The 25094-nt window shown below is 71.9% G+C and carries 21 protein-coding genes, 1 tRNA gene and 2 pseudogenes; 6 read left to right on the forward strand and 18 right to left on the reverse strand.

Features of this window, described 5'->3' with window-relative positions; all coding sequences use genetic code 11:
* Positions 1-31 precede the first annotated feature (31 nt).
* Positions 32-730, forward strand: coding sequence for an anti-sigma factor (locus tag LRS07_RS01550; protein ID WP_260500284.1), 699 nt, complete (start codon positions 32-34; stop codon positions 728-730).
* A gap of 159 nt (positions 731-889) precedes the next feature.
* Here LRS07_RS01550 and LRS07_RS01555 read toward each other — a convergent pair.
* Positions 890-965: transfer RNA gene (locus LRS07_RS01555), tRNA-Arg, on the reverse strand.
* A 73-nt stretch (positions 966-1038) separates the two neighbouring features.
* Here LRS07_RS01555 and LRS07_RS01560 point away from each other — a divergent pair.
* Positions 1039-2355: a glycerate kinase type-2 family protein gene (locus LRS07_RS01560; protein WP_260500285.1), complete on the forward strand. Its 1317-nt coding sequence runs from the start codon at positions 1039-1041 to the stop codon at positions 2353-2355.
* A 37-nt stretch (positions 2356-2392) separates the two neighbouring features.
* Here the strand turns inward: LRS07_RS01560 and LRS07_RS01565 are convergent, their stop codons facing one another.
* Positions 2393-2617, reverse strand: coding sequence for a DUF3606 domain-containing protein (locus LRS07_RS01565; RefSeq protein ID WP_260500286.1), 225 nt, complete (start codon positions 2615-2617; stop codon positions 2393-2395).
* 266 nt (positions 2618-2883) lie between these two features.
* On the opposite strand from LRS07_RS01565, the gene LRS07_RS01570 reads away from it, so the two are divergent.
* Positions 2884-3783: a c-type cytochrome gene (locus LRS07_RS01570; RefSeq protein WP_260500287.1), complete on the forward strand. Its 900-nt coding sequence runs from the start codon at positions 2884-2886 to the stop codon at positions 3781-3783.
* A gap of 156 nt (positions 3784-3939) precedes the next feature.
* Here the strand turns inward: LRS07_RS01570 and LRS07_RS01575 are convergent, their stop codons facing one another.
* The 7 genes from LRS07_RS01575 to LRS07_RS01605 all read right to left on the reverse strand — a co-directional run bounded on the left by LRS07_RS01575 (position 3940) and on the right by LRS07_RS01605 (position 10889).
* Positions 3940-4311, reverse strand: coding sequence for an SWIB/MDM2 domain-containing protein (locus LRS07_RS01575; protein ID WP_260502007.1), 372 nt, complete (start codon positions 4309-4311; stop codon positions 3940-3942).
* Between the two features lie 221 nt (positions 4312-4532).
* Positions 4533-5597, reverse strand: a complete 1065-nt coding sequence (locus LRS07_RS01580) for an alpha-hydroxy acid oxidase (protein ID WP_260500288.1) — start codon at positions 5595-5597, stop codon at positions 4533-4535.
* Positions 5598-5729: 132 nt separating this feature from the next.
* Complete coding sequence (locus LRS07_RS01585; RefSeq protein WP_260500289.1) at positions 5730-6407, reverse strand: Fe2+-dependent dioxygenase; 678 nt, start codon at positions 6405-6407, stop codon at positions 5730-5732.
* A gap of 58 nt (positions 6408-6465) precedes the next feature.
* Positions 6466-8856 carry a TonB-dependent receptor gene (locus tag LRS07_RS01590; RefSeq protein WP_260500290.1) on the reverse strand — a complete coding sequence of 797 codons (2391 nt, stop codon included), beginning with the start codon at positions 8854-8856 and terminating at the stop codon, positions 6466-6468.
* A 160-nt stretch (positions 8857-9016) separates the two neighbouring features.
* Positions 9017-9436: an ExbD/TolR family protein gene (locus LRS07_RS01595; RefSeq protein WP_260500291.1), complete on the reverse strand. Its 420-nt coding sequence runs from the start codon at positions 9434-9436 to the stop codon at positions 9017-9019.
* 19 nt (positions 9437-9455) lie between these two features.
* Positions 9456-10202 (reverse strand): MotA/TolQ/ExbB proton channel family protein, encoded by a 747-nt coding sequence (locus tag LRS07_RS01600; protein ID WP_260500292.1) that lies wholly within the window; start codon positions 10200-10202, stop codon positions 9456-9458.
* A gap of 3 nt (positions 10203-10205) precedes the next feature.
* On the reverse strand, positions 10206-10889 hold the full coding sequence (locus LRS07_RS01605) for an energy transducer TonB (RefSeq protein ID WP_260500293.1): 684 nt from the start codon (positions 10887-10889) through the stop codon (positions 10206-10208).
* Positions 10890-11017: 128 nt separating this feature from the next.
* On the opposite strand from LRS07_RS01605, the gene LRS07_RS01610 reads away from it, so the two are divergent.
* Positions 11018-11368, forward strand: coding sequence for a phage holin family protein (locus LRS07_RS01610; protein ID WP_260500294.1), 351 nt, complete (start codon positions 11018-11020; stop codon positions 11366-11368).
* Positions 11369-11422: 54 nt separating this feature from the next.
* On the opposite strand, the gene LRS07_RS01615 is transcribed toward LRS07_RS01610, so the two are convergent.
* From LRS07_RS01615 to glpD, 7 genes and pseudogenes are all read right to left on the reverse strand, one after another.
* The gene (locus LRS07_RS01615; protein WP_260500295.1) at positions 11423-13150 is read right to left on the reverse strand and encodes an ABC transporter substrate-binding protein; all 1728 of its coding nucleotides are present in this window, start codon (positions 13148-13150) and stop codon (positions 11423-11425) included.
* A 92-nt stretch (positions 13151-13242) separates the two neighbouring features.
* A pseudogene (locus tag LRS07_RS01620) lies at positions 13243-13552 on the reverse strand (DUF2160 domain-containing protein).
* A 10-nt stretch (positions 13553-13562) separates the two neighbouring features.
* Positions 13563-14375, reverse strand: coding sequence for a carbohydrate ABC transporter permease (locus tag LRS07_RS01625; RefSeq protein WP_260500296.1), 813 nt, complete (start codon positions 14373-14375; stop codon positions 13563-13565).
* Positions 14368-15252 carry a carbohydrate ABC transporter permease gene (locus tag LRS07_RS01630; protein WP_260500297.1) on the reverse strand — a complete coding sequence of 295 codons (885 nt, stop codon included), beginning with the start codon at positions 15250-15252 and terminating at the stop codon, positions 14368-14370. The genes LRS07_RS01625 and LRS07_RS01630 overlap by 8 nt, the downstream gene beginning before the upstream one ends.
* Complete coding sequence (locus LRS07_RS01635; RefSeq protein WP_260500298.1) at positions 15249-16361, reverse strand: ABC transporter ATP-binding protein; 1113 nt, start codon at positions 16359-16361, stop codon at positions 15249-15251. Before LRS07_RS01635 ends, LRS07_RS01630 begins: the two co-directional genes overlap by 4 nt.
* A 5-nt stretch (positions 16362-16366) precedes the next feature.
* On the reverse strand, positions 16367-17458 hold the full coding sequence (locus LRS07_RS01640) for an ABC transporter ATP-binding protein (protein ID WP_260500299.1): 1092 nt from the start codon (positions 17456-17458) through the stop codon (positions 16367-16369).
* Positions 17449-19110, reverse strand: a complete 1662-nt coding sequence (gene glpD / locus LRS07_RS01645; RefSeq protein ID WP_260500300.1) for a glycerol-3-phosphate dehydrogenase — start codon at positions 19108-19110, stop codon at positions 17449-17451. Before glpD ends, LRS07_RS01640 begins: the two co-directional genes overlap by 10 nt.
* Positions 19111-19248: 138 nt before the next feature.
* Between glpD and LRS07_RS01650 the strand changes: the two genes are divergently transcribed.
* Together LRS07_RS01650 and glpK are read left to right on the forward strand one after the other, a co-directional pair.
* Positions 19249-20043 carry a DeoR/GlpR family DNA-binding transcription regulator gene (locus LRS07_RS01650; RefSeq protein WP_260500301.1) on the forward strand — a complete coding sequence of 265 codons (795 nt, stop codon included), beginning with the start codon at positions 19249-19251 and terminating at the stop codon, positions 20041-20043.
* Entirely contained in the window at positions 20040-21533 is a 1494-nt protein-coding gene (gene glpK, locus LRS07_RS01655) for a glycerol kinase GlpK (RefSeq protein ID WP_260500302.1), read from the forward strand. The genes LRS07_RS01650 and glpK overlap by 4 nt, the downstream gene beginning before the upstream one ends.
* Positions 21534-21549: 16 nt before the next feature.
* Here the strand turns inward: glpK and LRS07_RS01660 are convergent.
* Positions 21550-23608 (reverse strand): annotated as a pseudogene (locus LRS07_RS01660) (primosomal protein N').
* A 349-nt stretch (positions 23609-23957) separates the two neighbouring features.
* Complete coding sequence (hemE, locus tag LRS07_RS01665) at positions 23958-25052, reverse strand: uroporphyrinogen decarboxylase (protein WP_260500303.1); 1095 nt, start codon at positions 25050-25052, stop codon at positions 23958-23960.
* Between the last annotated feature and the right edge of the window lie 42 nt (positions 25053-25094).

Below are 25094 nucleotides of genomic sequence, written 5' to 3' on the forward strand. Positions count from 1 at the left end.
GCGCGGCCCGTGACGGCCTGGGGCCGTTGAGATGGACTACGCCCGTCCCGAACTCATCGAGGCCCTGGCCTCCCAGTACGTGGCCGGCACGCTGCGCGGGCGGGCCCGGCGGCGCTTCGAGTCGCTGCTGCAGGCCCACCCCGCCCTGCGCCAGGCGGTGTCGCGCTGGAACGACTGGCTGATGCCGCTGACCGTGGCGCTGCCACCGGTCGAGCCGTCGGACGCGGTGTGGGACGGCATCGAGCGCCGGTTGTGGCCGAAGGCCGTCGTCGCGCCGCCGCCCTGGTGGCAACGCCTCACGCTGTGGCGAGGGGTGTCGGCGGTGGCCGGCCTGGCGGTGCTGGTGCTGGCCGGCCTGCTCGCCCGGCCCCAGGAGACGCAGGCCCCGATCGTCGTGGTGTTGCAGGGCACCGGCACCGCGGCCGCGTCGCCGGCCTTCGTCGCCAGCCTGAGCGCCGACGGCCGTGCTCTGGTCACCCGACCGGTCCAGCCGGTGGCGATGCCGCAGGACCAGGTGCTGGAACTGTGGTCGGTGCCGGCGCAGGGCGCACCGCGTTCGCTGGGGTTGATCTCGCCGCAGGGCCTGACGGTGGTGCCGCGTCGGCTGCTGGGCGATGCGGTGGCCAAGGGCGAGACGGCCGCCTTGGCGGTGACGGTGGAACCGCCCGGCGGTGCCGCCAGCCCGCAGGCGCACGGGCCGATCGTCTACCTCGGCAAGCTGCAGCTATGAAGCGGAACCGCAGCCAGTTCAAGCCCCAAGGGGGACAGGTCGCCGCAGGCGACCAGGGGGCGGGCTCTGCCGTAGTGAGCCCGAACGGATCCGGGTCCCCCGGTCCGTTTGGGTAGCCCCTCGGGGGCGGCCGCCAGACGGCCGGGGTCAACAGTTCAATGGCGCGCCCGGCTGGGATCGAACCAGCGACCCTTGGCTTCGGAGGCCAATACTCTATCCACTGAGCTACGGGCGCGCGAAGCGGCGCATTGTACGCAGGCTGTGCGCAGGCGCCCCCCGCGGCCGCCGGCCGCTGCCATCATCGGCCCATGCCCTTCGTCCCGCCCCTTCCCGCCACCGTCGCTGCCGACCCGGCCGGCTTCCTTCGCACGATGTTCCAGGCCGCGGTGGAACGCGCGATGCCGCAGCGGGTGCTGCCGTCGCACCTGCCGCCTCCGCCACGCGGCCGCACGCTGGTGATCGGCGCCGGCAAGGCCGGCGGCGCGATGGCGGCGGCGGTCGACGCGCTGTGGCCGGCCGAGGCGCCGTTGTCGGGCCTGGTCATCACCCGCTACGGCCACGTGCCGCCCGCCTACCGGGCCGCGCCGGGCCGCATCGAGGTGGTCGAGGCCGCGCATCCGGTGCCCGATGCCGCCGGGCTGGCGGCCAGCCAGCGGCTGCTGTCCATGACACACGGCCTCACGGCACACGACCTGGTGCTGTGCCTCATCTCCGGCGGCGGGTCGTCGCTGCTCACCGTGCCGGCCGAGGGCCTGACGCTCGCCGACAAGCAGCGCGTCAACCAGCAGTTGCTGGCCAGCGGCGCCGCCATCGACGAGATGAACTGCGTGCGCAAGCACCTGTCGGCGATCAAGGGCGGCCGGCTGGCGGCGCGCTGCGCCCCGGCGCAGGTGCTGACGCTGCTGATCTCCGACGTGCCGGGCGACGACCCGGCCGTCATCGCCAGCGGCCCGACGGTGCCGGACCCGACCACCTGCGCCGATGCGCTGGCGGTCGTGGACCGGCACGGCATCGACTTGCCACCCGCCGCGCGAGCGGCCTTGTCCGAGGGCCGCTGGGAATCGCCCAAGCCCGGCGACCCGCGGCTGGCCGGCCAGCAGGTGCGCGTGGTCGCCACGCCGCGCGCCAGCCTGCAGGCCGCGGCGGAACTGGCGCAGCGGCACGGTCTGGCAGCGCATGTGCTGGGCGACGACCTGGAGGGCGAATCGCGGCAGGTCGGCGCACTGCACGCCGCCATGGCGCGGTCGGTCCGCCGGCATGGCACGCCGTTCGCGGCGCCCTGCGTGCTGCTGTCCGGCGGCGAGACCACCGTGACGGTGAAGCGGGCCGGCGGCCGCGGCGGCCGGGCCGGCGAGTTCGCGCTCGGCTGCCTGCAGGGCCTGGCCGGCGAACCCGGCGTGTGGGCCCTGGCCGCCGACACCGACGGCATCGACGGCAGCGAAGGCAACGCCGGTGCGCTGGTGAGGCCGGACAGCGCCGACCGTGCCGCGGCCCTGGGGCTGTCGCTGCGCGACCACCTCGACCGGCACGACAGCTACGGCTGGTTCCAGCGCCTGGACGACCTGGTCGACACCGGCCCCACCTTCACCAACGTGAACGACTTCCGCGCGCTGCTGATCGCGTGAACGCGCGCTCGCGGCTCGCGTTCAGGCGGTCGGCCTTTCAGCCGTCGGCCTGCCCTGCAGCGCCGCCGGCGGTGAGGTGGTCCTTCACCCGATCCACCCGCGGCCCGACGGCCTGCACCGCGGCAAGCAGCGTCTGCGGCGGCACGCCGAGTTCGCGCGCCCAATGCTCCAGCCGGCCCGGCCCGTGGACGTCGATCTCGGTGGTCGACGCGGCGTGCGGGGCCGGCAGGTCGTCGGAGGCTCGGTCGGCATCGGCGGACATGGTTCGCTCCAGTTCAAGAGGCATCGCCATGGCGGCGGCGCCTGGTTTGGCACTGCCCGGCGCGGCAAGCCCCATGCCGTGCGCCATCGCCGACGGGTCCGGTCGCCGAGGGGTCGGCGTCTATAATCCACGGGTTTTGCACCCGGCCCGGCAGGCCTTTCAGGTTTGCCACCGCGGTCCGCGATTTACGCGGCCCGCCTGCCCGGCAACGCCGCGCAGTCACCCCTCACCCGCTTCTTTTGCCACCGGCCGGCATCGAGGATTTCATGAGCGACGACGCCCGACACACCGACTCCGACGCCCACGACGCGCACGAGGGCCCGATCAAGACCCCGAAGCAACTCGCGCTGGCCGTCTTCTGGGCCTTCGTCATTCCGATCGTCGCCATCCTGCTGCTGGTGACCTACGTCGAGGTCGGCGACCGCGAAGGCGCCGGCAGCGAGGGCCAGACCGCGGAGGCGATCGCCCGCCGCATCCAGCCGGTCGGCACGGTGGAGGTCAAGGACGTCACCGACGTCGCCTCACTGAAGACCGGCGAGCAGGTCTACACCGCCCAATGCGTCGCCTGCCACGGCAGCGGCGCGGCCGGCGCGCCGAAGCTCGGCGATGGTGGCGCCTGGTCCGCGCGCCTCAAGGAAGGCTACGAGCACCTGCTCGCCGCGGCCCTGAAGGGCAAGGGCAACATGCCGCCGCAGGGTGGTGGTGACTTCACCGACTTCGAGATCGGGCGGGCGGTGGTCTACATGGCCAACCAGTCCGGCGGCAAGCTGGCCGAGCCGCAGCCGCCGGCACCGGGCGCGGCACCGCAGGCCGCCGCACCAGCCGCGGCCGACACCAACGCCGCCGGCGCTGCCGCCGCACAGCAGGTGGCCGCTGCGCTGGCCAGCACGCAGAAGCCGGCCGCGGCCGCGGCCGCGCCGGCCGCCGGTGCGGTGCCCGCGCTGTACACCCAGGCCTGCCAGGTCTGCCATGCGGCCGGCGTGGCCGGCGCCCCGAAGATCGGCGACAAGGCCGCGTGGGCGCCGCGTCTCGGGCAGGGGCTGGACGCGCTGACCGCCAGCGTGATCAAGGGCAAGGGCGCCATGCCGCCGAAGGGCGGTGCGGCCAACGCCAGCGACGCCGACCTGCGCGCCGTCGTCAGCTACATGGTCGGCAGCGTCAAGTAGCCGCACCCGCCGTCTCGACGAAGGCCGCCCGAGAGGCGGCCTTTTTCTTGTCCGTGACCGGCGGCCCATCGGTGGCCGTCGCATGAAAAAGGGCCGGTGCGTGGCACCGGCCCTGTCGTCGATGCGCCCCGCCTGCGCGGGGCGTCAAGCGCCTCGTCAGCTCAGGTGGCCGTTGATCAGCTTGGTCATCTCGAACATCGACACCTGGGGCTTCTTGAAGATTTCCTTCAGCTTGGCGTCGGCGTTGATCATCGTCTTCTGGTTCTTGTCCTGAAGACCGTTCTTCTTGATGTACTCCCAGACCTTCTTCGTCACCTCGGTGCGCGGGGCCGGCTTGTCGCCGATCACCGCCGCGAGTTGCGGGCTGGGGGTCATCGCCTTCATGAACGCCGCATTCGGCGCCCGCTTCGCAGCGGCCTTCTTCGCCGGTGCCTTGGCGGGTGCCGCCTTCTTGGCCGGTGCCTTCTTCGCAGGCGCGGCCTTCTTGGCAGCGGCCTTCTTCGCCGGCGCCTTCTTCGCAGTTGCCATTTTGAATCTCTCCATCAAGGGTTGATTGATGTGCGGGGTCCGGGTGCGGCCGCGTGAGCCTGCATTTCTCTCTTGATCCCCACCGGCGCGAATGGTAATGCCTGCCATAGGGGTTGAGAAGCCGGTTTCCCTCTGAAAACGGCCTCGTTGGCCCTGAGTAATGGCCAATGTCGCCACAGCGCATCAAGAAACTGCGCTGCCACCGCAGCCTGCGACGAGTTTCAGGCGAGCAGGTCGCGGTCGACGTCGTCCAGCCGCGCGCAGCCGCACTGCGCCATCGCCATCCTCAATTCGTCCGTGAGCAGGCGCAGCACATGGGCCACGCCATGCGCGCCGGCCACCGCCAGACCATGCACCTGCGGCCGTCCGATCAGCACCGCGCTGGCGCCGAGCGCGACCGCCTTGAGCACATCGGTGCCGCGGCGGATGCCGCCATCGACCAGCAGCGGCACGCTGCCGTGCATCGCGTCGGCGATGCGCGGCAGCGCCCAAGCGGTGCTGACCGCGGTGTCGAGCGTGCGCCCGCCGTGGTTGGACACGACGAGGCCGGACACGCCGAGCGCCACCGCCTGCCGCGCGTCGTCGGCCCGCAGCACACCCTTGAGCAGCAGCGGCAGGCGCGTCTGCGTGCGCAACCATTCGACGTCGCGCCACGTCGGCGCGTGCGCGAGCAGGTCGTCGATCGCGCTCGCGGGGCGACCGGCCTCGCCCTGCACGGCCTCGTCCTGCGGGCGGAGGTTGACCGCGCGCACGCCGGCCGGCAAGGTGAAGCGTGCCGGCCGCACGGCCGCATCGACCGTGAGCACCAGCGCCTCGAAGCCGGCCGCCTCCGCGCGCTGCACCAGCTCGCGGGTCACGCCGCGATCGGGTTGAAGGTAGAGCTGGAACCACAGCGGGCCGCGGCCGGCGTCGCCGATCACCACGCGGGCCACGTCCTCCAGCGCCGTGCTGGCCAGCGTGCTCAGCACCACGCCTGCGCCCAGCGCCGACGCCGCGAGGGCGCTCGCCAGTTCGCCGTCGGCATGGGCCAGCCGCTGATAGGCCACCGGCGCCAGCAGCACCGGATGGGCGAGGCGGCGGCCGAACAGCTCGGTGGCCGGGTCGCTGAGACGCAGGTCGCGCAGCAGGCGCGGCAGCAGCCGCAGCGCGCTCCAGTCGCCGCCGTTGGCGCGCAGCGTGTGGCCGTCGTCGGCGCCACCCGCCAGGTACGACCACACCGCCGGGTCGAGCCGCTGGCGCGCGGCGGCCTCGTGATCGGCCAGGCTGGTGATGCCGGGCGGGATCATGTCGGCCCCTCGCCCGCCGGGTTCGTCGGCCGATCCCCCGCAGGGATGGCGGGCCGGCTTGGGAGCGGCCCGGCGCTCGGCCCGTCACTCGGCCGGCCCGCACCTCGCCGCATGGTGTCTTTCATGCCGGACTCAGGTCTCGGCCCAGAGCCGCAGCAGGTTGTGGTACGTGCCGGTCAGCGCGACCGCTTCGGGGGTCTCGCCATGGCGCTCGCGCAGCCGCATCAGGCTCATGTCCATGTCGTAGAGCAGCCGGCGCTGCTCGTCGCTGCGCACCAGGCTCTCGACCCAGAAGAAGCTCGCCAGGCGCAGGCCGCGCGTGACAGGGCGAACCTCGTGGACCGAGGTGCCCGGGTAGAGCACGGCCTGGCCCGCCGGCAACTTGAGGCTGGTGCGCTCCTGCGGTCCCTGGATCACCAACTCGCCCCCGTCGTAGGCCTCGGGGTCGGACAGGAAGAGGGTGCACGACAGGTCGGTGCGCAACCGCACGCCCGGCTGCGGGAAGCGGATGGCCGAGTCGACATGGGGACCGTAGGCGTTGCCGTCGCCGCCGTAGCGGTTGAACGACGGCGGGAACACCTTGCGCGGCAGCGCGGCGGTGAGGAACTGCGGCGAGCGGTCGATGGCGCGCAGCACCAGCTGCTGCAGCGCGTGCACGGCGGGGTCGTCGCCGCTCAGCTGCTCGTTGCGCTTGACCTGCTCGGCCTGGTCGCCGGCGGTGGCGCGGCCATCGATCCAGCGGGCCCGGTCCAGCCGTTGGCGTGCCTCGCGCACTTCGTCGTCGGTCAACAGCGGCAGCGTGAGGATCATGGCGTCACAACGGAAAAGGGCGGGCCGCCACGGCCCGCCCCGAACGCCCCACGACCGGTCAGAAGCGACCGATCAGCGAGGCCTGCACCAGACGGCCGGCACCGGGCACGTAGTGGCCGCGGTACAGCGCGTCGGCATAGTACTTGTCACCGACGTTGATCACGTTGGCCTTGACCGACACGTTGTCCGACACCCGGTACTCGGCCATCAGGTCGAGCGTGGCGAAGCCGGGGGCGGTCCAGGCCGGCGCCGTCACGTCGGCCGGCGCCTGCTTGCTGCGGAAGTTGACCCCGGCGCCGAGCCGCAGGCGCGGCAGCACCTGGTAGGTGGACCAGACGGTGCCGCTGTGCTTGGGGCTCAGGCCCGGCCGGTCGCCGACGCGGTTGCCGACGGTGGCTTGCAGACAGGTCGGCGGCGTGGTGGCCGGCGGTACCGCGGCAGGGCACGGCGCCGCCGCGTCCACCTTGGCGTCGAACAACCACATGTAGGAGCCGAACACCTCCCACTTCGGCGTCAGCCGGCCGGTGACGTCGGCCTCGATGCCGGTGGCGTGGCGCTTGCCGGACAGCAGGAGCCGGTCGGCGGCGGTGTCCACGTCGGTGTTGCGCTCGTTCGTCTTGGTCGTGCGGAACAGCGCGAAGCGGGTGGTGAAGCGCCGGTCCTCGGTGTCGAGCCGTGCGCCGAGTTCGATGTTCTGGCTTTCCTCCGGCGGCGTGTTGGCGTTCTGCGTGTTGTACGAGTAGGTGTCGCCCGAGGTGTTGAACGACGTGCCCCACGAGAAGTGGAAGGACTGCAGCGGCGTCGGCTGGTAGAGCACGCCCAAGCGCTTGCTCACGGCAGAGATGCGCTGCTGGTACGGCACGGTGGTGACCGGGCCGGCCGCATTCGTGGGGATGTTGAAGACGTTGTAGCTGCCGTCGAGGTTGTCGTAGCGCAGGCCGCCGATGACCTTCCACGCCGGCGCCACCTGCACGACGTCCTGCACGAAGGCGCCATAGCCCTTGGCGACGAAGGCGTTGTTGTCGCGCAGGATGCGGCTGTCCTCGTCGACCCATGCGCCGTCCCCCGGGGTGCCGGCGGTGGTGGTCGGCTTGGTGAGGTTGACGCCGCCCTGCGCCGCGGTGCGGGGGATGTAGACGTCCTTGGCCTCGCGGGTGAAGTCGACGCCGGCCAGCAGTTCGTGGCGAACGCCGAGCGCGTCGAACGCGGTGCTCAGGTCGCTCTGGACGTGCAGCGTGTCGACGTCCTGGATCTTGTAGTTGCTGCCGCGCGTGAAGACGGTGTTCGGGCCGAAGTTGTTGAGGCCGATGGCCGCTGCGCCGGGCTGCTGCGCGGCGCCGGCGAAGCGGATCGCGCTGGCCCGCAGGTCGCGCTTGAACTCGCCCTTGCGCACCTGGGTGCGCAGTTCGGTGGTGCCGCTGAAGCGGTGGATGTGCGACAGCGTGACCATGCGCGCGCCGCCATGGTTGCGGTCGCTTGCCATGCCGTAGTAGGCCTGCGGCTTCAGGCCCGGGATGATGGTGTTCTCGGCGCTGGACGACGCGGCCGTCGGCCGGATCCACGGAATGCCGTAGTTGATGCCGTTCTCATTGTCCAGCCAGTAGGCGCTGACCTGGAATTCGTCGCGGGTCCCGATGCCCCAGCGGAAGGCGCCGGCCAGGCCCGACTTGTCGATCGAGCTGCCGGAGCCGTTGTTGTCCGCGGTCGTGCGCATGACGTTCAGCCGCACCGCCGCGTTCTCGCCGGTCACGAGGTTGAAGTCGCCGGTCAGCCGCCGGTAGTTGAAGTTGCCGACGGTGGCCGTGACCTCGTTCTGGTTGAGCAGCCGTGGCGCCTTCGTCACCTGGTTGACCGCACCGCCGGTGGAGCCGCGGCCGAACAGCATCGACGCGGAGCCGCGCAGCAGCTCGATGCGGTCGTTGTTGAAGGTGTCGCGATCGTAGAAGGCGGGGTCCCGCATGCCGTCGATGAAGATGTCGCCGGTGCCCTGCAGCGAGAAGCCGCGCAGGCGGATGTCCTCCTCCGCGCCTTCGGCCGCCTGGAAGGTGACGCCCGCGGTGTTGCGCAGCACGTCGCGCACGGTGTCGAGGTTGCGGTCGTCGATCAGCCGTTCGGTGACGACCGTGATCGACTGCGGGATGTCGCGCAACTGCTGCGTGCCGCGGCCGATGTTGGTCGTCGTCGCCCGCAGGCTGTCCTTGCCGCTGCTGTCGGCCTGCGCGCGGGTGCGCACCACGGGCAGCGCGGCGTCCGGCTCGGCGGGGGCCACCGCGGCGGGCGGCGCGGCCGGAGCACCGGACTGCGCCGTGGCCAGTCCCGCGAAGCCGAAGCCGGCCGCCAGCGCGCCCAGCGGCAGCAGGCCGGCCGCCGCGCGGGCGGGCGGCTTGGCGGCGGGTTCGAGGGGCGTCGGGCGGTGGCGCGGCTTGGCGCGTGAGGTGGGTCGGCGCATGTCGGTCGTTCCTTGGGCGGTGGTCGTTGTCGTTCGAGGGATCGGGGCTCGGCGGGCGGCGGCAGCCGATCGACCGGACCGCGAGGTCCGGCCGGCGGGACAGCAAGGGGTGAGGGACGGGCGACGCCTCAGCGTCGCGCGACGGCGGTGCGGCGGCGGCTCACTTCGCCTCCGGCTCGCTGATGAAGCCGATCTTGTGCAGCCCGGCCTGGCCGGCGTCGGCCAGCGTCTGCGCCACCTCGCGGTAGGCCACCGACTGGTCGGCGCGCAGGTGCACCTCGGGCTGGGTGGGCTTCCGGCCTTCCAGCGCGAAGCGGCGCGCGGCCTCGGCGCGGTCGACCTTCTCGCCGTTCCAGTAGCGCTGGCCGGTGGCGTCGATGGCGAACTCGATCTTGTCGGGCTGCTGCACGTTCGGCGCCGAGCTGGCCTGCGGCAGCTCCAGCTTCACCGCATGGGTGAGCAGCGGGGCGGTGACGATGAAGATCACCAGCAGCACCAGCATCACGTCGATGAGCGGAACCATGTTGATCTCGGCCATCGGCGCGCCGGACCGCTTGTCGTCGAAGGAGGCGAAGGCCATGGCAGCGTGTCCTTCGGCCTCAGGCGTTGGCCACCGCGGGCTTCAGCGGCCGCACGTTCGGCATCACGGGCGCGGCCGCGCCGGGCGCCTCGCCCATGGTCAGGAAGCTGTGCAGCTCGTAGGCGAAGGCGTCCAGCCGCGCGGCCAGCACCCGGTTGCTGCGGGTGATGGCGTTGTAGGCCATGACCGCGGGAATGGCGACCGCCAGGCCGATGCCGGTCATGATCAGCGCCTCGCCCACCGGGCCGGCGACCTTGTCCAGCGTGCCGGCGCCGCTCATGCCGATGGCCACCAGCGCGTGGTAGACGCCCCAGACGGTGCCGAACAGGCCGACGAAGGGGGCGGTGGCGCCGATGGTGGCCAGCGTGGTGAGGCCGCTTTCCAGCCGCGTGGTCTCCTCGTCCAGCACCTTCTTGATGGTGCGGGTGATGAAGTCGGTGGCGCTGCCGGCTTCGGACAGCTTGGCCGCGCCGTGTTTGGCATGGTGCTGCTGGGCGTGCAGCGCATGCGCCGTCAGGTGGCTGAAGGGCTCCCGCGCGCCGTGCGTGGCGATCTCGTGCTGCACGGCGTCCAGCGAGCGGGCGTTCCAGAACAGCTCGAGGAAGGCGGCGCTGCGGCGGCCGCGCAGCCAGGCCACCAGGCCCTTGCGGACGATCAGCGCCCATGACAGCGCCGACATGATCACGAGGATGCCCAGCAGCGTCTTGCCCACCGCATCGCTTTGCGCGATGAAGTGGCCGAAGCCGAGGGGGGAGGTCGGTTCCATGGGTCAGTTCTCCAGTTCGTAGGCGAGGGCGGCGCTCGATTCGCATTCGATCGGCGCGCCGTTGTCCATGCAGGGTTGGAAGCGCGCCTGGCGCATGGCCGACAGGGCCTGCTCGTCCAGCCGCGGGAAGCCGGAAGAGCGCTGCAGGGCGATCTGCCGCGGCAGCCCCCGGGTGTCCACCACCACGCGCAGCACCACGGTGCCCTCTTCGCGCAGCCGCTGCGAGGCCGGCGGAAAGGCGATCGGTGGCTGGACCAGGTAGCGCAGCGCGCTGGGCGGCACCTTCTTCGGCGACGGCGGCGGAGGCGCCGGCGGGGCGGGCGGCGCGGCGGCGACGACCGGCGCGGGCGGCTCGACCGGCGCGGGCGGCGCCGGCTCAGGCGGCGGAGGCGGCGTGACGAAGGGCGCCGGCGCCGGGCTGGGCGCGGCGGCGATCACGGGCTTGGGCGGCGGGGGCGTGCGCGGCTTGGGCGCTGCGGGGGGCGGCGGTGGCGGCGGCGGTCGCACCGGCTCGGGCGGCGCGATCATCTCCACCATCAGCGGCGCCACGGAGGCCATGGCCTCGCGCACCGGCTGCACCTGCATCAACGCCCACAGCGCGCCCACGTGCGCGCCCGCCACGGCCACGACCAGGCCGCGGCGGAAGGCCGGCGGCAGGTCGTCCTGGGCAGCGCGCGGGGGGATCATCGGGGGAAAGCGGATTGTTGTTGCGAGCTATTCTCATTCGCTTTCCTAATCAACGCAATAGCAACACCGGTCGGCGTGCACCGGCCGCCACAGCGTCCCGTGCGCCCCGGCGGGCTATGCTCCGCCGCATGAAGCTGATCGTTCGCTGGCTGTTGCTCGCCGCCGCCCTGCTGCTGGTGGCCCACCTCTATCCGGGTGTCGTGGTGCAGAGCTTCGGCTCGGCCCTCATCGCCGCCGTCGTGCTCGGCCTGCTGAACACGCTGCTGCGGCCGCTGCTGGTGCTGCTGACGCTGCCGGTCACGCTGCTGACGCTGGGCCTGTTCCTCTTCGTCATCAACGCGGTGATCTTCTGGGCCGCCGCCTCCCTGCTGCCGGGGCTGCACGTGCAGGGCTTCGTCGCCGCGCTGATCGGCTCGCTGATCTACAGCCTGTGCGGCATGGTGATCGACGTCGCCATGGAGCGCGTCTTCTCGGACTGACGCCCAAGAAAAAGGCCGCGCATTGCGCGGCCTCAGGGTCGGCGGAGGTCGGCGTCAACGGGCCTTGCCGGCCTTCCAGGCGTCGAGCAGGCTCTGGTAGGCGATGGTCTGGCCCTTCGGCTTCTCGTTGGCCAGCTTGGCCCACGGCGCCTGCTTGTCGGACAGCCACTTGGCCGGCTCGCCCTTCGGGTTGAGCTTGGGCGCGCACTTGGCCATGCCGGCGCGCTGCAGGCGCGACATCACCTGGTCCATCTCGTCGGCCAGGGTGTCCATCGCCGCCTGCGGCGTCTTCTCCCCGGTCACCGCCTGGGCCACGTTCTTCCACCACAGCTGCGCCAGCTTGGGGTAGTCGGGCACGTTGGTGCCGGTGGGGCTCCAGGCCACGCGCGCCGGGCTGCGGTAGAACTCCACCAGCCCGCCGAGCTTGGGCGCCATGTCGGTCATCGCCTTGCTCTGGATGTCGCTCTCGCGGATGGGCGTGAGGCCGACCAGCGTCTTCTTCAGGCTGGTGGTCTTGGCGGTGACGAACTGGGCGTACAGCCACGCCGCGGCCGTGCGGTTGGCGTCGTGGCCCTGGAAGAAGGTCCACGAGCCCACGTCCTGGTAGCCGTTCTGCATGCCCTGCTTCCAGTACGGGCCGTTGGGGCCGGGGGCCATGCGCCACTTCGGCGTGCCATCGGCGTTGACCACCGGCAGGCCGGCCTTGGTCATGTCCGCGGTGAAGGCGGTGTACCAGAAGATCTGCTGCGCGATCTGGCCCTGCGCGGGCACCGGGCCGGCCTCGCCGAAGGTCATGCCGGTGGCCTCCTTGGGCGCGTACTTCTTCATCCAGTCGACGTACTTGGTCAGCGCGTAGACGGCCGCCGGCGAATTGGTCGCCCCGCCCCGCGACACCGAGGCGCCCACCGGCGTGCACTTGTCGTCGGCCACGCGGATGCCCCATTCGTCGATCGGCAGCCCGTTGGGCGCGCCGATGTCGGCGGTGCCGGCCATGGACAGCCAGGCGTCGGTGAAGCGCCAGCCGAGGCTGGGATCCTTCTTGCCGTAGTCCATGTGGCCGTAGACGGGCTTGCCGTCCACCTGCTTCACGTCGTTGGTGAAGAACTCGGCGATGTCCTCGTAGGCGCTCCAGTTCAGCGGCACGCCCAGGTCGTAGCCGTACTTGGCCTTGAAGCGGTCCTTCAGGTCCTTGCGGTCGAACAGGTCGGCGCGGAACCAGTACAGGTTGGCGAACTGCTGGTCGGGCAACTGGTAGAGCTTGCCGTCCGGCGCGGTGGTGAACCTGGTGCCGATGAAGTCCTTCAGGTCCAGCCCGGGGTTGGTGAACTCCTTGCCCGCGCCGGCCATGTAGTCGGTCAGGTTCAGCACCTTGCCATAGCGGTAGTGGGTGCCGATCAGGTCGGAGTCGCTGATCCAGCCGTCGTAGATGCTCTTGCCCGACTGCATCGAGGTCTGCAGCTTCTCGACCACGTCGCCCTCCTGGATCAGGTCGTGCTTGACCTTGATGCCGGTGATTTCCTCGAAGGCGCGGGCCAGCGTCTTCGACTCGTACTCGTGGGTGGTGATGGTCTCGGAGACGACGGAGATTTCCTTGACGCCGCGGGCCTGCAGCTTCCGGGCCGCCTCGATGAACCACTTCATCTCGGCCATCTGCTGGTCCTTCGTCAGCGTGGACGGCTGGAACTCGCTGTCGATCCACTTCTTCGCCTCGGGCTCGCCGGCCCCGGCATGGCCGAGGGCCAGCAGCAGGGCGGCGGCCAGCGCGGTGGTGCGCATCTTCATGGTTGTCTCCTTCTCAGCGCCCCCGAAGCTCTCAGCGGTCTGGGTGCGGCCCCGGGGGGCACCGGGCCGAGTCCCGTCAATCGATGGTTCCTTCAGCCCTTGCGCAGGACGACCGCGAGCAGTGCCATCGACGCGACGAAGCTGATCCACACGCTCGGCTCCTCGGCCAGCGACAGCCAGCCGGCGATGCGCCCGGCCAGGCCGACGAAGGCGAGGTTGAGGTAGGCCGCGGCCAGCAGCCCGATGAACAGCCGGTCGCCACGGGTGGTGGCCATCGGCAGGAAGCCCTTGCGCGAGGCGGTGGGGGGACTTGATCTCCCACACGGTCATGCCCACCAGCATCAGCACCACGCAGCCGAAGAAGACGGCCACCGGGGTGGTCCAGACCATCCAGTCGAACATGTCGTGCCTCCTAGACGCGCCCCATCGCGAAGCCCTTGGCGATGTAGTGCCGCACGAACCAGATGACGATGGCGCCGGGCACGATGGTCAGCACGCCGGCGGCGGCCAGCACGGCCCAGTCCATGCCCGAGGCGCTGACTGTGCGCGTCATCGTCGCGACGATGGGCTTGGCGTTGACGCTGGTCAGCGTGCGCGCCAGCAGCAGCTCCACCCAGCTGAACATGAAGCAGAAGAAGGCCGCCACGCCGACACCGGCCTTGATCAGCGGCAGGAAGACGGTGAGGAAGAAGCGCGGGAAGGAGTAGCCGTCGAGGTAGGCCGTCTCGTCGATCTCGCGCGGGATGCCGCTCATGAAGCCTTCGAGGATCCACACCGCCAGCGGCACGTTGAACACCAGGTGCGCCAGGGCCACCGCGAGGTGGGTGTCCATCAGGCCGACGGTGGAGTAGAGCTGGAAGAAGGGCAGCAGGAACACCGCCGGCGGCGTCATGCGGTTGGTCAGCAGCCAGAAGAACAGGTGCTTGTCGCCGAGGAAGCTGTAGCGGCTGAAGGCGTAGGCCGCCGGCAGCGCCACCGTCACCGAGATGACGGTGTTGAGGGCGACGTAGATGAGGCTGTTGATGTAGCCCGAGTACCAGCTCTCGTCGGTGAAGATGGTGCGGTAGTTGTCCCAGGTGAAGGCCTGCGGCCAGAAGCTGAAGGTGGACAGGATCTCCTGGTTGGTCTTGAACGACATGTTGACCATCCAGTAGATGGGCAGCAGCGCGAAGACGATGTACAGCGCCAGGAAGAGGCGCCGGCCCGGGTAGGTGGCCTCACGCATGGCCGGCCTCCTCGGCGTTGGCGCCGCCCACGCGCTGCATCCAGTTGTAGAGGACGAAGCACAGCAGCAGGATGATGAGGAAGTACACCAGCGAGAAGGCCGCCGCCGGCCCGAGGTCGAACTGGCCCACCGCCTTCTGCGTCAGGTACTGGCTGAGGAAGGTGGTGGCGTTGCCCGGTCCGCCGCCGGTGAGCACGAAGGGCTCGGTGTAGATCATGAAGCTGTCCATGAAGCGCAGCAGCACCGCGATGACCAGCACGCCGCGCATCTTGGGCAGCTGGATGTGGCGAAACACCGCCCAGCGGCTGGCGCCGTCGATGCGGGCGGCCTGGTAGTAGGCGTCGGGGATGGAGCGCAGCCCGGCATAGGCCAGCAGCGCGACCAGCGGCGTCCAGTGCCACACGTCCATGGCCAGCACGGTGAGCCAGGCGTCGGTGGCGCTGCCGGTGTAGCTGTAGTCGATGCCGAGCGTCTGCAGCGCGGCGCCGAGCAGCCCGATGTCGCCGCGGCCGAAGATCTGCCAGATGGTGCCCACCACGTTCCACGGGATGAGCAGCGACAGCGCCACCACCACCAGCGTGGCGCTGGCCGCCCAGCCGGCCGCCGGCATGGCCAGCGCCAGCAGGATGCCGAGCGGGATCTCGATCAGCAGCACCAGCAGCGAGAACTGGATCTGCCGCCACAGCGCGCCGTGCAGCTCCTCGTCGCGCAGCACGTTGGCGAACCACTCGGTGCCGACGAAGACCCGGCGTTCGGGGCTGATGATGTCCTGCACCGAGTAGTTCACCACCGTCATCAGCGGCAGCACCGCCGAGAAGGCGACGCACAGCACGACGGGCAGCACCATCAGCCAGGCTTTCTGGTGGACGGGTTTCATGTCGATGGAACTCCGGCGGCGATCAGCCGCTCGTCGGCGCCGTAGCAGCGGGTGTGGGGGCCGAGCAGCGGCAGCCACACGGCCTGGCCCACCGCCGGCACGGCCGCTTCGCCGGGCAGCCGGGCGCGCAGCGGCGGCAGGTCCTGGCCGCCCTCGAGTTCGGCCGTCAGCAGCCAGCTGGTGCCCAGGTCCTGCAGCCTTTGCACGCGCGCCGGTGCCGCGCCCGGCGCACCGGCCTCGGCCAGCGCCAGGTGCTCGGGCCGGATGCCGAGGGTGAAGCCGCCGGCGTGCGAGGCCAGTTCCGGCGGCGCAGCGCCCAACCGGCGACCGGCGATCAGCACCGCGCCGTCGGCCACCGCGGCGGGCAGGAAGTTCATGCCGGGCGAGCCGATGAAGTGGCCGACGAAGCGGTGCTCGGGCCGCTCGAACAGCGCGCTGGCGTCGCCCACCTGCACCGCCCGGCCGCGGGTCATCACCACCACCTCCTCGGCGAAGGTCAGCGCCTCGACCTGGTCGTGGGTGACGTAGATGAGCGTGAGCTTGAGCTCCTGGTGGATCTGCTTCAGCTTGCGCCGCAGCTGCCACTTCAGGTGCGGGTCGATCACCGTCAGCGGCTCGTCGAACAGCACGGCCGACACGTCCTCGCGCACCAGGCCGCGGCCGAGGGAGATCTTCTGCTTCTGGTCGGCGCTCAACTGCGCGGCGCGGCGGTCGAGTTCGCCCGACAGCTCCAGCATCTCGGCGATGCGGCCCACGCGCGCCCGGATGCGGTCGGGCGCCACGCCGCGGTTCTTCAGCGGGAAGGCGAGGTTCTGCGCCACGGTCATCGTGTCGTAGATGACCGGGAACTGGAACACCTGCGCGATGTTGCGCTGCTGCGGGCTGCGGCGGGTGACGTCCACGCCGTCGAAGCGCAAGCTGCCCTGCGAGGGCGCCACCAGCCCTGAGACGATGTTGAGCAGCGTCGACTTGCCGCAGCCGGACGGTCCGAGCAACGCGTAGGCACCGCCGTCGCGGAAGCGCATCCGCAGCGGCAGCAGCGCATAGTCCTCGTCGGCCTGCGGACGCGGCTTGTACGAGTGGGCGAGGTCGAGCTCGATCAGGGCCATGGGCGTCAGGCCTGCACGGCCACGGGCAGGGACCGCGCCGGCGCGTGTCGCAGCCGGCCGTCGGCCCCGAAGACGAAGGCCTGCTCGGGTGGCAGGTGCAGGGTCAGCGCCTCGCCCAGCGTCAGGCGGTGCACCCCGGGCCACTGCACCACCACCGCGCCGAGGGGCGTGTCGGCATGCACGTAGGTGTCGGAGCCGGAGATCTCCGCCAGCGCCACCCGCCCCGGCAACGCCACGTCCCCCGGCCGGCCCTGCCGCCGGAAGGCGCCGGCGCGCACGCCGAGGGTGACCGGCCCGCGCTCGGCCAGCCCTGGCAGCGCCAGCGACAGGTCGCCGGGCAGCCGCAACCGGCCGGCCTCGGCCTGCGTTTCGACCAGGTTCATCGGCGGGTCGCTGAAGGCCCGCGCCACGCGGATGGACGCCGGCCGGTGGAAGACCTCGGCGGTGGGGCCCATCTGCAGCAGCTCGCCGGCGTCCAGCACGGCGGTGTGGCCGCCGAGCAGCAGCGCCTCGGTCGGCTCGGTGGTGGCGTAGACCACGGTGGAGGTGCCGGCGGTGAAGAGGGCCGACAGCTCGTCGCGCAGTTCCTCGCGCAGCTTGTAGTCCAGGTTGGCCAGCGGCTCGTCCAGCAGCATCAGCGGCGCCTGCTTGGCCAGCGCGCGGGCCAGCGCCACCCGCTGCTGCTGGCCGCCGGACAGCTCGGCCGGCAGGCGCTGCAGGAAGGGCTCGATGTGCAGGCGCTCGGCCAGCTCGCGCACACGCTGGGCGATGGCGGCACGGTCGAGCCGGCCGCGCAGCTTCAGCGGCGAGGCGATGTTGTCGGCCACCGTCATCGACGGGTAGTTGATGAACTGCTGGTAGACCATGGCCACGTCGCGCTCGCGCACCGGCACGCCGGTGACGTCGCGGCCGTCGACCAGCACCCGGCCGGCGCTGGGCTTGTCCAGCCCGGCCATCAGCCGCATCAGGCTGGTCTTGCCGGCCTGGGTGGCGCCCAGCAGCACCGTCACGCCGTTGGCCGGCAGCGCCAGGTCCAGCGGGTAGAGGTGGTGGCGGGCGCCCACCTGCTTGGCCACGCGCTCCAGCCTCAGTTCCATGAGGCCTCCCGCGCGGCCGGTGCGGCGGGCGGCCGCAGGGCCGTGTCGAACCAGTCCGCCACCGCCTGCCGCTGGTCGGCCGTCAGGTGCAGGCCCAGCTTGCTGCGGCGCCAGAGCATGTCGTCGGCGCTGCGCGCCCATTCGTGGCGGACGAGGTAGCGCAGCTCGGCCTCGTGCACGCCGGGCGCCACCTCGCGGCCCAGCCCGTCGGCGTCGTCGAGCAGGTGCTGCACCCGGCTGCCGTAGGCCCGCGCCCAGCGGCGCAGCAGCCGGGGATCGAGGGCGGGGCGGGCCTGGCCGAGCGCGGTGACGAAACGCTCGAAGTCCATGTCCGGCCGCCGCGGCGGGCCGATCCAGGCCGACAGGTCGCCGCCCGGCAGCAGCGCGTCGGCTGTCCAGGCGGCGCCGCCGCCGACCAGCGGCGCGAGCCGGTCGCCGGCCTCTTCGGCCAGCTTGCGGAAGGTGGTGATCTTGCCGCCCCAGACCGAGAGCAACGGCGCCCCGGCGTCGCCGTCCAGCGCCAGCACGTAGTCGCGCGTCACCGACGCCGCGCTGCCCTCCTCATCGAGCAGCGGCCGCACGCCGGCGTAGGTCCACACCACGTCGGCCGGTGTCAGGCGGCGCTCGAAGTAGCGGCTGGCCTGCTCGCACAGGTAGGCGATCTCGTCGGCGCCGGCGCGCACCTCGTCGTCGGCGCCGCCGGGGTGGTCGACGTCGGTGGTGCCGATGAGGGTGAAGTCGCCTTCGTAGGGGATGGCGAAGATGATGCGCTTGTCGGGGTTCTGCAGGATGTAGGCGTGGTCGTGCTGGAACAGGCGCGGCACCACGATGTGGCTGCCCTTGACCAGGCGCAGCGCCTTGGTCTCGGCATGGCGGGCGACGCCGCGGCGCAGGAACTGCTCGGCCCAGGGGCCGGCGGCGTTGACCAGCGCGCGCGCCTGCAGCGGCCACTCCGCGCCGTCGGCCGACTGCAGGCGCACCCGCCAGCCGCTCGCGTCGCGCTGCGCGGCGCTGCAGCGGCAGCGGGTGAGCACGGCCGCGCCGTGGGCCGCCGCATCGACCGCGTTGAGCACCACCAGCCGCGCGTCGTCCACCCAGCCGTCGGAATAGACGAAGCCCTTGGTGAAGCGCTTGTGCAGCGGCGCGCCGGCCGGATGCCGGGTGAGGTCGACGGTGCGGGAGGCCGGCAGCAGCTCGCGCCGCGCCAGGTGGTCGTAGAGGAAGAGCCCGGCGCGCACCATCCACACCGGCCGCATGGAAGGGTCGTGCGGCATGACGAAGCGCAGCGGCCACATGATGTGCGGCGCACTCCTGAGCAGCCGCTCGCGCTCGGCCAGCGCCTTGCGCACCAGGCCGAACTCGTAGTACTCCAGATACCGCAGGCCACCATGGATGAGCTTGGTGGACGCCGACGACGTGTGCTGCGCCAGGTCGTGCTGCTCGACCAGCACCACGCTCACCCCGCGGCCGGCCAGGTCGCGGGCGATGCCCGCGCCGTTGATGCCGCCGCCGACCACGAGCACGTCGCAGTGCGTGGGGCGGGCAGGCTCGCGGTGGGTGTTGGCGAACGCGGTGGACGGCACAGGTGGGGCGCAGGTTGGGCGAACGGGTCCGGTGGTCGGTGTTCTTTTTGCCGCCTTTATGGCGTGCATTTGTGTTCGCTTCTTTTCGTTTTATCGCAGCATCCGCGCGTTCGCAAGCCGGGGAAGCCTCGTGGTGTTCCCGCAGGCCGGCTGCGCTACCCTGCCGCCCGCCCGGCCGGTGGCCCTGCCGGCAGCACCCGAACGACCGTGCCGACCGCCCACGACTTCACCCCCAACCCACGGCAGGACCAGCTGCTGGCGGTGGTGCGCGAACGCGGCATGGCGACGGTGGAGGCGCTGGCGGAGCGCTTCGGCGTCACGCTGCAGACGGTGCGCCGCGACGTGAAGCTGCTGGCCGACGCCGGCCTGCTGGCGCGCTACCACGGCGGGGTCCGGCTGCCGGGCTCGACCACCGAGAACATCGCCTACCGGCAGCGCCAGCAGCTGCAGGCCGATGCCAAGCGGCGCATCGCGCGGGCCATCGCGCAGCGGGTGCCGGAAGGCTGCTCGCTGATCCTCAACATCGGCACCACCACCGAGGCCGTGGCGCATGAGCTGATGCAGCACCGCGGACTGCGCGTCATCACCAACAACCTGAACGTGGCGGCGCTGCTGTCGGACAACCGCGACTGCGAGGTCATCGTCGCCGGCGGCGTGGTGCGCGCGCGCGACCGCGGCATCGTCGGCGAGGCCACGGTGGACTTCATCCGCCAGTTCCGCGTCGACATCGGGCTGATCGGCATCTCGGGCATCGAGGCCGACGGCACGCTGCGCGACTTCGACTACCGCGAGGTCAGCGTGGCCAAGGCCATCCTGGCGCAGTCCCGCGAGGTGTGGCTGGCCGCCGACCACAGCAAGTTCAACCGCCCGGCGATGGTCGAGCTGGGCCGGCTGTCGCAGGTGGACCTGCTGTTCACCGACCAGGCACCGCCGGCGTCGTTCGATGCGTTGCTTGCGGAGGCCGGCGTGCAAGTGGTGACCCCTGACGACCCCAAGCCATGACCCATCTGCTCGCCCTCGACCAGGGCACCTCCAGCTCGCGCAGCATCGTCTTCGACGGCGAGGGCCGCATCGTGGCCATGGCGCAGCGCGAGCTGACGCAGCACTACCCGCAGGCCGGCTGGGTGGAGCACGACCCGCTGGAAATCTGGCAGACGCAACTCGCCACCGCCCGCGAGGCGCTGCACAAGGCCGGGCTGCAGGCCCGCGACCTGGCCGCCATCGGCATCACCAACCAGCGCGAGACCACGCTCCTGTGGGAGCGTGCCACCGGCCGGCCGCTTCACCGGGCCATCGTCTGGCAGGACCGGCGGGCCGAGCCCACCTGCGCCGCGCTGCGCGAGGCCGGCCATGCGGAACTGGTCGCGCGCAAGACCGGCCTCGTCATCGACGCGTACTTCTCCGGCACCAAGCTCAAGTGGCTGCTCGACCAGGTGCCCGGCGCACGCGAACGCGCCGCCCGCGGCGAACTGGCCTTCGGCACGGTGGACGCCTGGCTGGTGTGGCAGCTCACCGGCGGGCGGGTGCATGCCACCGACGTGAGCAACGCCTCGCGCACCATGCTGTTCGACGTGCGCCGCAATCAATGGGACGACGAACTGCTGGCGCTGCTGGATATCCCGCGCGGGCTGCTGCCCGACGTGCACCCGTCGGCGCACCGCTATGCCGAGACCGATGCAGCGCTGCTCGGCGCACCGGTGACCATCGGTGGCATCGCGGGCGACCAGCAGAGCGCGCTGTTCGGCCAGGCCTGCTTCTCGCCCGGGCTGGCGAAGAACACCTACGGCACCGGCTGCTTCCTGCTGATGCACACCGGCGAGCGCTTCCAGCCCTCGCAGCACGGGCTGGTGGCGACCAGCGCGGCGCAGTGCAGCGCCACGCCGGAGTACGCCTTCGAGGGCAGCGTCTTCATCGGCGGCGCGGTGGTGCAGTGGCTGCGCGACGGGCTGAAGGCGATCAGCGCCAGCAGCGAGATCGAGGCGCTGGCCGCCAGCGTGCCCGACGCCGGCGGCGTGGTGCTGGTGCCGGCCTTCACCGGCCTGGGGGCGCCGTACTGGCACGCGCAGCCGGGCGGGGCGATCGTCGGGCTCACCCGCGGCAGCACGGTGGCCCATGTGGCGCGCGCCGCGCTGGAGAGCATCGCCTTCCAGAGCGCGGCGCTGCTGCAGGCCATGGAGCTCGACGCCAAAGCCGCCGGCAGCGCCCCGGTGACCGAGCTGCGCGTGGACGGCGGCGCCTGCGTCAACAACCTGCTCATGCAGTTCCAGGCCGACCTGCTCGGCCTGCCGGTGGTGCGGCCGCAGGTGATCGAGACCACGGCGCTGGGCGCGGCCTACTTGGCCGGCCTGGCGGTGGGCGTGTGGCCCGACCGCGAGACGCTGGCCCGGCAATGGCGCGCCGAGCGCCGCTTCGAGCCGCAGATGCCGCGCGACGAGGCGGCCGAGCGCATGGCGCGCTGGGAGCGCGCGGTGCGGCAGACGATGGCGGCCTGAGCGGCCGGTCGTCGGCTCAGATCGCGAGCGGGTCGACGTCCACCGCCCAGCGGGCGATGCCGCGGTGCCGGCCGCGCAGCACATGCCAGTCGGGCAGCGCGGCCCGCAGCACGTGCTGCAAGGCGGCCCGCGACGGCGACTCCAGCAGCAGCTGGCGCCGCTCGGTGTCGGCCACGCGCGAGATCGGCGGCGCCACCGCGGGGTAGGCGATGAGCGAGGCGCCGGCCTCCGCCGCCCGCGCTTCGGCCTGCTGCCCGGCCTCCGCCAGGAAGGCCTCCGCCACCGCGCCGTCGCGCGCCTCGGCACGCAGCAGGGCCAGGCTGGCGAAGGGCGGCAGGCCGGCGCCGCGCCGTTCGGCCAGTTGCGCGGCGGCGAAGCGCGGGTAGTCGTGGTCGCGCAGCGCCGCGTACAGCGGGTGCTGCGGATGCCAGGTCTGCAGCCACATTTCGCTGGGCCCCATCGCCGCGTCGCGGCCGGCGCGGCCGGCCGCCTGCATCAGCAGGGCGAACAGCCGCTCGGCCGCGCGGAAGTCGCTGCTGAACAGCGCGCCGTCGGGGTTGACCGCGGCCACCAGCGTCATGCGGCGGAAGTCGTGACCCTTTGGCCACCATCTGCGTGCCGACCAGCACGTCGACCTCGCCGGCATGCACCGCCTGCAGCCGCGCCTGCAGCTCCCCCTTGGCACGGGTGCTGTCCGCGTCGATGCGGCCGATGCGGGCGCCGGGCAGCAGGTCGGCGAGCTGCTCCTCCAGCCGCTCGGTGCCGCGGCCCAGGGCATGCAGGTCCAGGTCGCCGCACTGCGGGCAGGCCTGCGGCACGCGCGCCGCCGCCGCGCAGTGGTGGCAGCGCAGCACCCGCTCGGCCTTGTGGAAGACCTGCCAGGCGCTGCAGTGCGGGCAGCCGCTCTTCCAGCCGCAGGAGGTGCAGTGCAGCACCGGCGCATAGCCGCGACGGTTGAGCAGCAGCAGGCTCTGCTCCCCGCGTTCCAGCCGCAGGCGCAGCGCCTCGAGCAGCGGCGGGGCGATGGCGCTGGGCGGGCCCTTCGGCTTGGGGAGCTGGTTCCAGTCGACCAGCCGCACCCGCGGCAGCGCCGCGGCGCCGACGCGCGCCGCCAGCGTCAGGCGCCGGTAGCGGCCTTCCTCGGCGCGCTGCCAGGTCTCCAGCGACGGCGTCGCCGAGCCCAGCACCACCGGCAGCCGCTCGGACTGCCCACGCCACACCGCCAGGTCGCGCGCCGAGTAGCGCGCCCCCTCCTGCTGCTTGTAGGAGGGATCGTGCTCCTCGTCGACCACGATCAGGCCGAGCCGCGGCATCGAGGCGAAGACGGCCAGCCGGGTGCCGAGCACCAGGTCGGCGTCGCCGGTGTGCGCGGCGAGCCAGTGCTGCAGCCGCTGCGCCGGGGTGAGGCCGCTGTGCAGGGTGACCAGCCGCCGGCCGGCGAAGCGCCGGGCCAGCCGCTCGGTGAGCTGCGGCGTGAGGTTGATCTCCGGCACCATCACCAGCACCTGACGACCCGCGGCCAGCGCCTGCGCGGCCGCGTGCAGGTAGACCTCGGTCTTGCCGCTGCCGGTGACGCCGTGCAGCAGCAGCGGCTGCGACGCGGCCGGACCGTCGGACAGCGCGGACGCGATGGCGGCCACCGCGGTGGCCTGCTCCTGGTTCAGCGGCGGCGGCTGGTCGGCGTCGGCGACCGGTGGCGCGCGGCGCTTGCGCCGCCGTCGGCGCTCCAGCGCGGCGTCGTCGAGCTGGCGCAGCTCGGGCGGCAGCACGGCCAGCGCCAGTTCTCCCAGCCCCCGCTGGTAGTAGCCGGCGGCGAACGACACCAGCCGCCGCCAGCTTTCGCCAAGGGGAGGCAGGCCGGTCAGCACGGCGGCCACCGCCTTGACGGTCCAGTCGTCGCCCTCCGGCGACGGCGCCTCCGCGGGATCCCAGACGATGCCGCACACCTCGCGCCGGCCGAGCGGCACCCGCACCAGCGTGCCGGCGGCCAGGGCCCGCCCGCTTTCGTAGTCGAGCACGCCCCCGAGCCCGCTGTGCTGGGGTGCCTCCACCGCGACACGCAGCCGCAGGCTCATCCACCCACCGCCCGGCACTTCCACCAAATCACATGAGAAAAGGCGCCTAAGCCCATGATTCGAATCGGTTTTTCAAGCTGTCCACTCGTTCTGTGGATAACTTTGTGGGCAAGGGTCTGATGGCGCCGCTAAACGCTTGATCTGCTTGGGTTCCGCTTGCAATGCCGCCTTTTCGGGCAGGGACGGCTTCTCAATGAAATCAAGCACTTACGAAGGCCGAAGGAGCGCGCTCTACCGCTTTGCAGCAATTGTTACCGTGTGCCCTTGGCAAACCGCTTTTTGGGGATAAGTCAAGCCCTGTGACGCCAATCTCTTCCACTTACCGACTTGACGGGACGGGCGGCAGGCCTCAATCGGCCGCGGCGCGAAGGCGGCGCGAATGGCCGTGCACGGCCTCCACCAGCGCCTGCACATGCTCCGGCGGCGTGTGCTGGCTGATGCCGTGTCCGAGGTTGAAGATGTGGCCGGCCCAGCGCCCGTCCGGACCCTGCGGCGGGCCGAAGGCGTCCAGCACCGCCCTGGCTTCGGCCGCCACCGCGTCCGGCGGCGCGAAGAGCGCCGCGGGGTCGAGGTTGCCCTGCAGCGCCACGCGGTCGCCGACCCGGCGACGGGCCTGGGCCAGGTCCACCGTCCAGTCCACCCCGACCACGTCGCAGCCGGTGTCGGCGATGGCCTCCAGCCACAGGCCGCCGCCCTTGGTGAAGACGATCACCGGCACCTCACGGCCGTCCGCATGCCGGGTGAGCGACTGCACCACCTGCCGTGTGTAGGCCAGGCTGAAGCGGCGGAAGGCGGGGTCCGAGAGCACCCCGCCCCAGCTGTCGAACACCATCAGCGCCTGGGCGCCGGCCTCCACCTGCGCATTGAGGTAGGCCGCCACGGCGCGGGCGTTGACCTCGAGCAGCCGGTGCATCAGGTCGGGGCGGCTGTAGAGCAGGGTCTTGACGGTGCGGTAGTCGTCGGAACCGCCGCCTTCGACCATGTAGCAGGCCAGCGTCCACGGGCTGCCCGAAAAACCGATCAGCGGCACCCGGCCGTTCAGCGCGCGGCGGATGCTCGAGACCGCGTCGAAGACGTAGCGCAGCCGGTCGAGGTCCGGCACCTGCAGCGCCGCGATGGCCGCCTCGTCGCGCAGCGGGCGGGCGAAACGCGGGCCCTCGCCTTCCGCGAAGGACAGGCCCAGGCCCATCGCATCGGGCACGGTGAGGATGTCGGAGAACAGGATGGCCGCGTCCAGCGGGTAGCGTTCGAGCGGCTGCAGCGTCACCTCGGTGGCATGGCCGGGATCGGTGGCCAGCCCCATGAAGCTGCCGGCCTTGGCGCGGGTGGCGCGGTATTCGGGCAGGTAGCGTCCGGCCTGGCGCATCAGCCAGACGGGGGTATGGTCGGTGGGCCGGCGCAGGCAGGCGCGCAGGAAGCTGTCGTTGATCAGCGGGGCGGGCATCGACGGATTATCGGGGCCGCCCTTCGTCCGACCGGGCATGTG

Origin of the sequence: Aquabacterium sp. J223, assembly GCF_024666615.1 — a bacterium.
Taxonomy (GTDB): domain Bacteria; phylum Pseudomonadota; class Gammaproteobacteria; order Burkholderiales; family Burkholderiaceae_C; genus J223.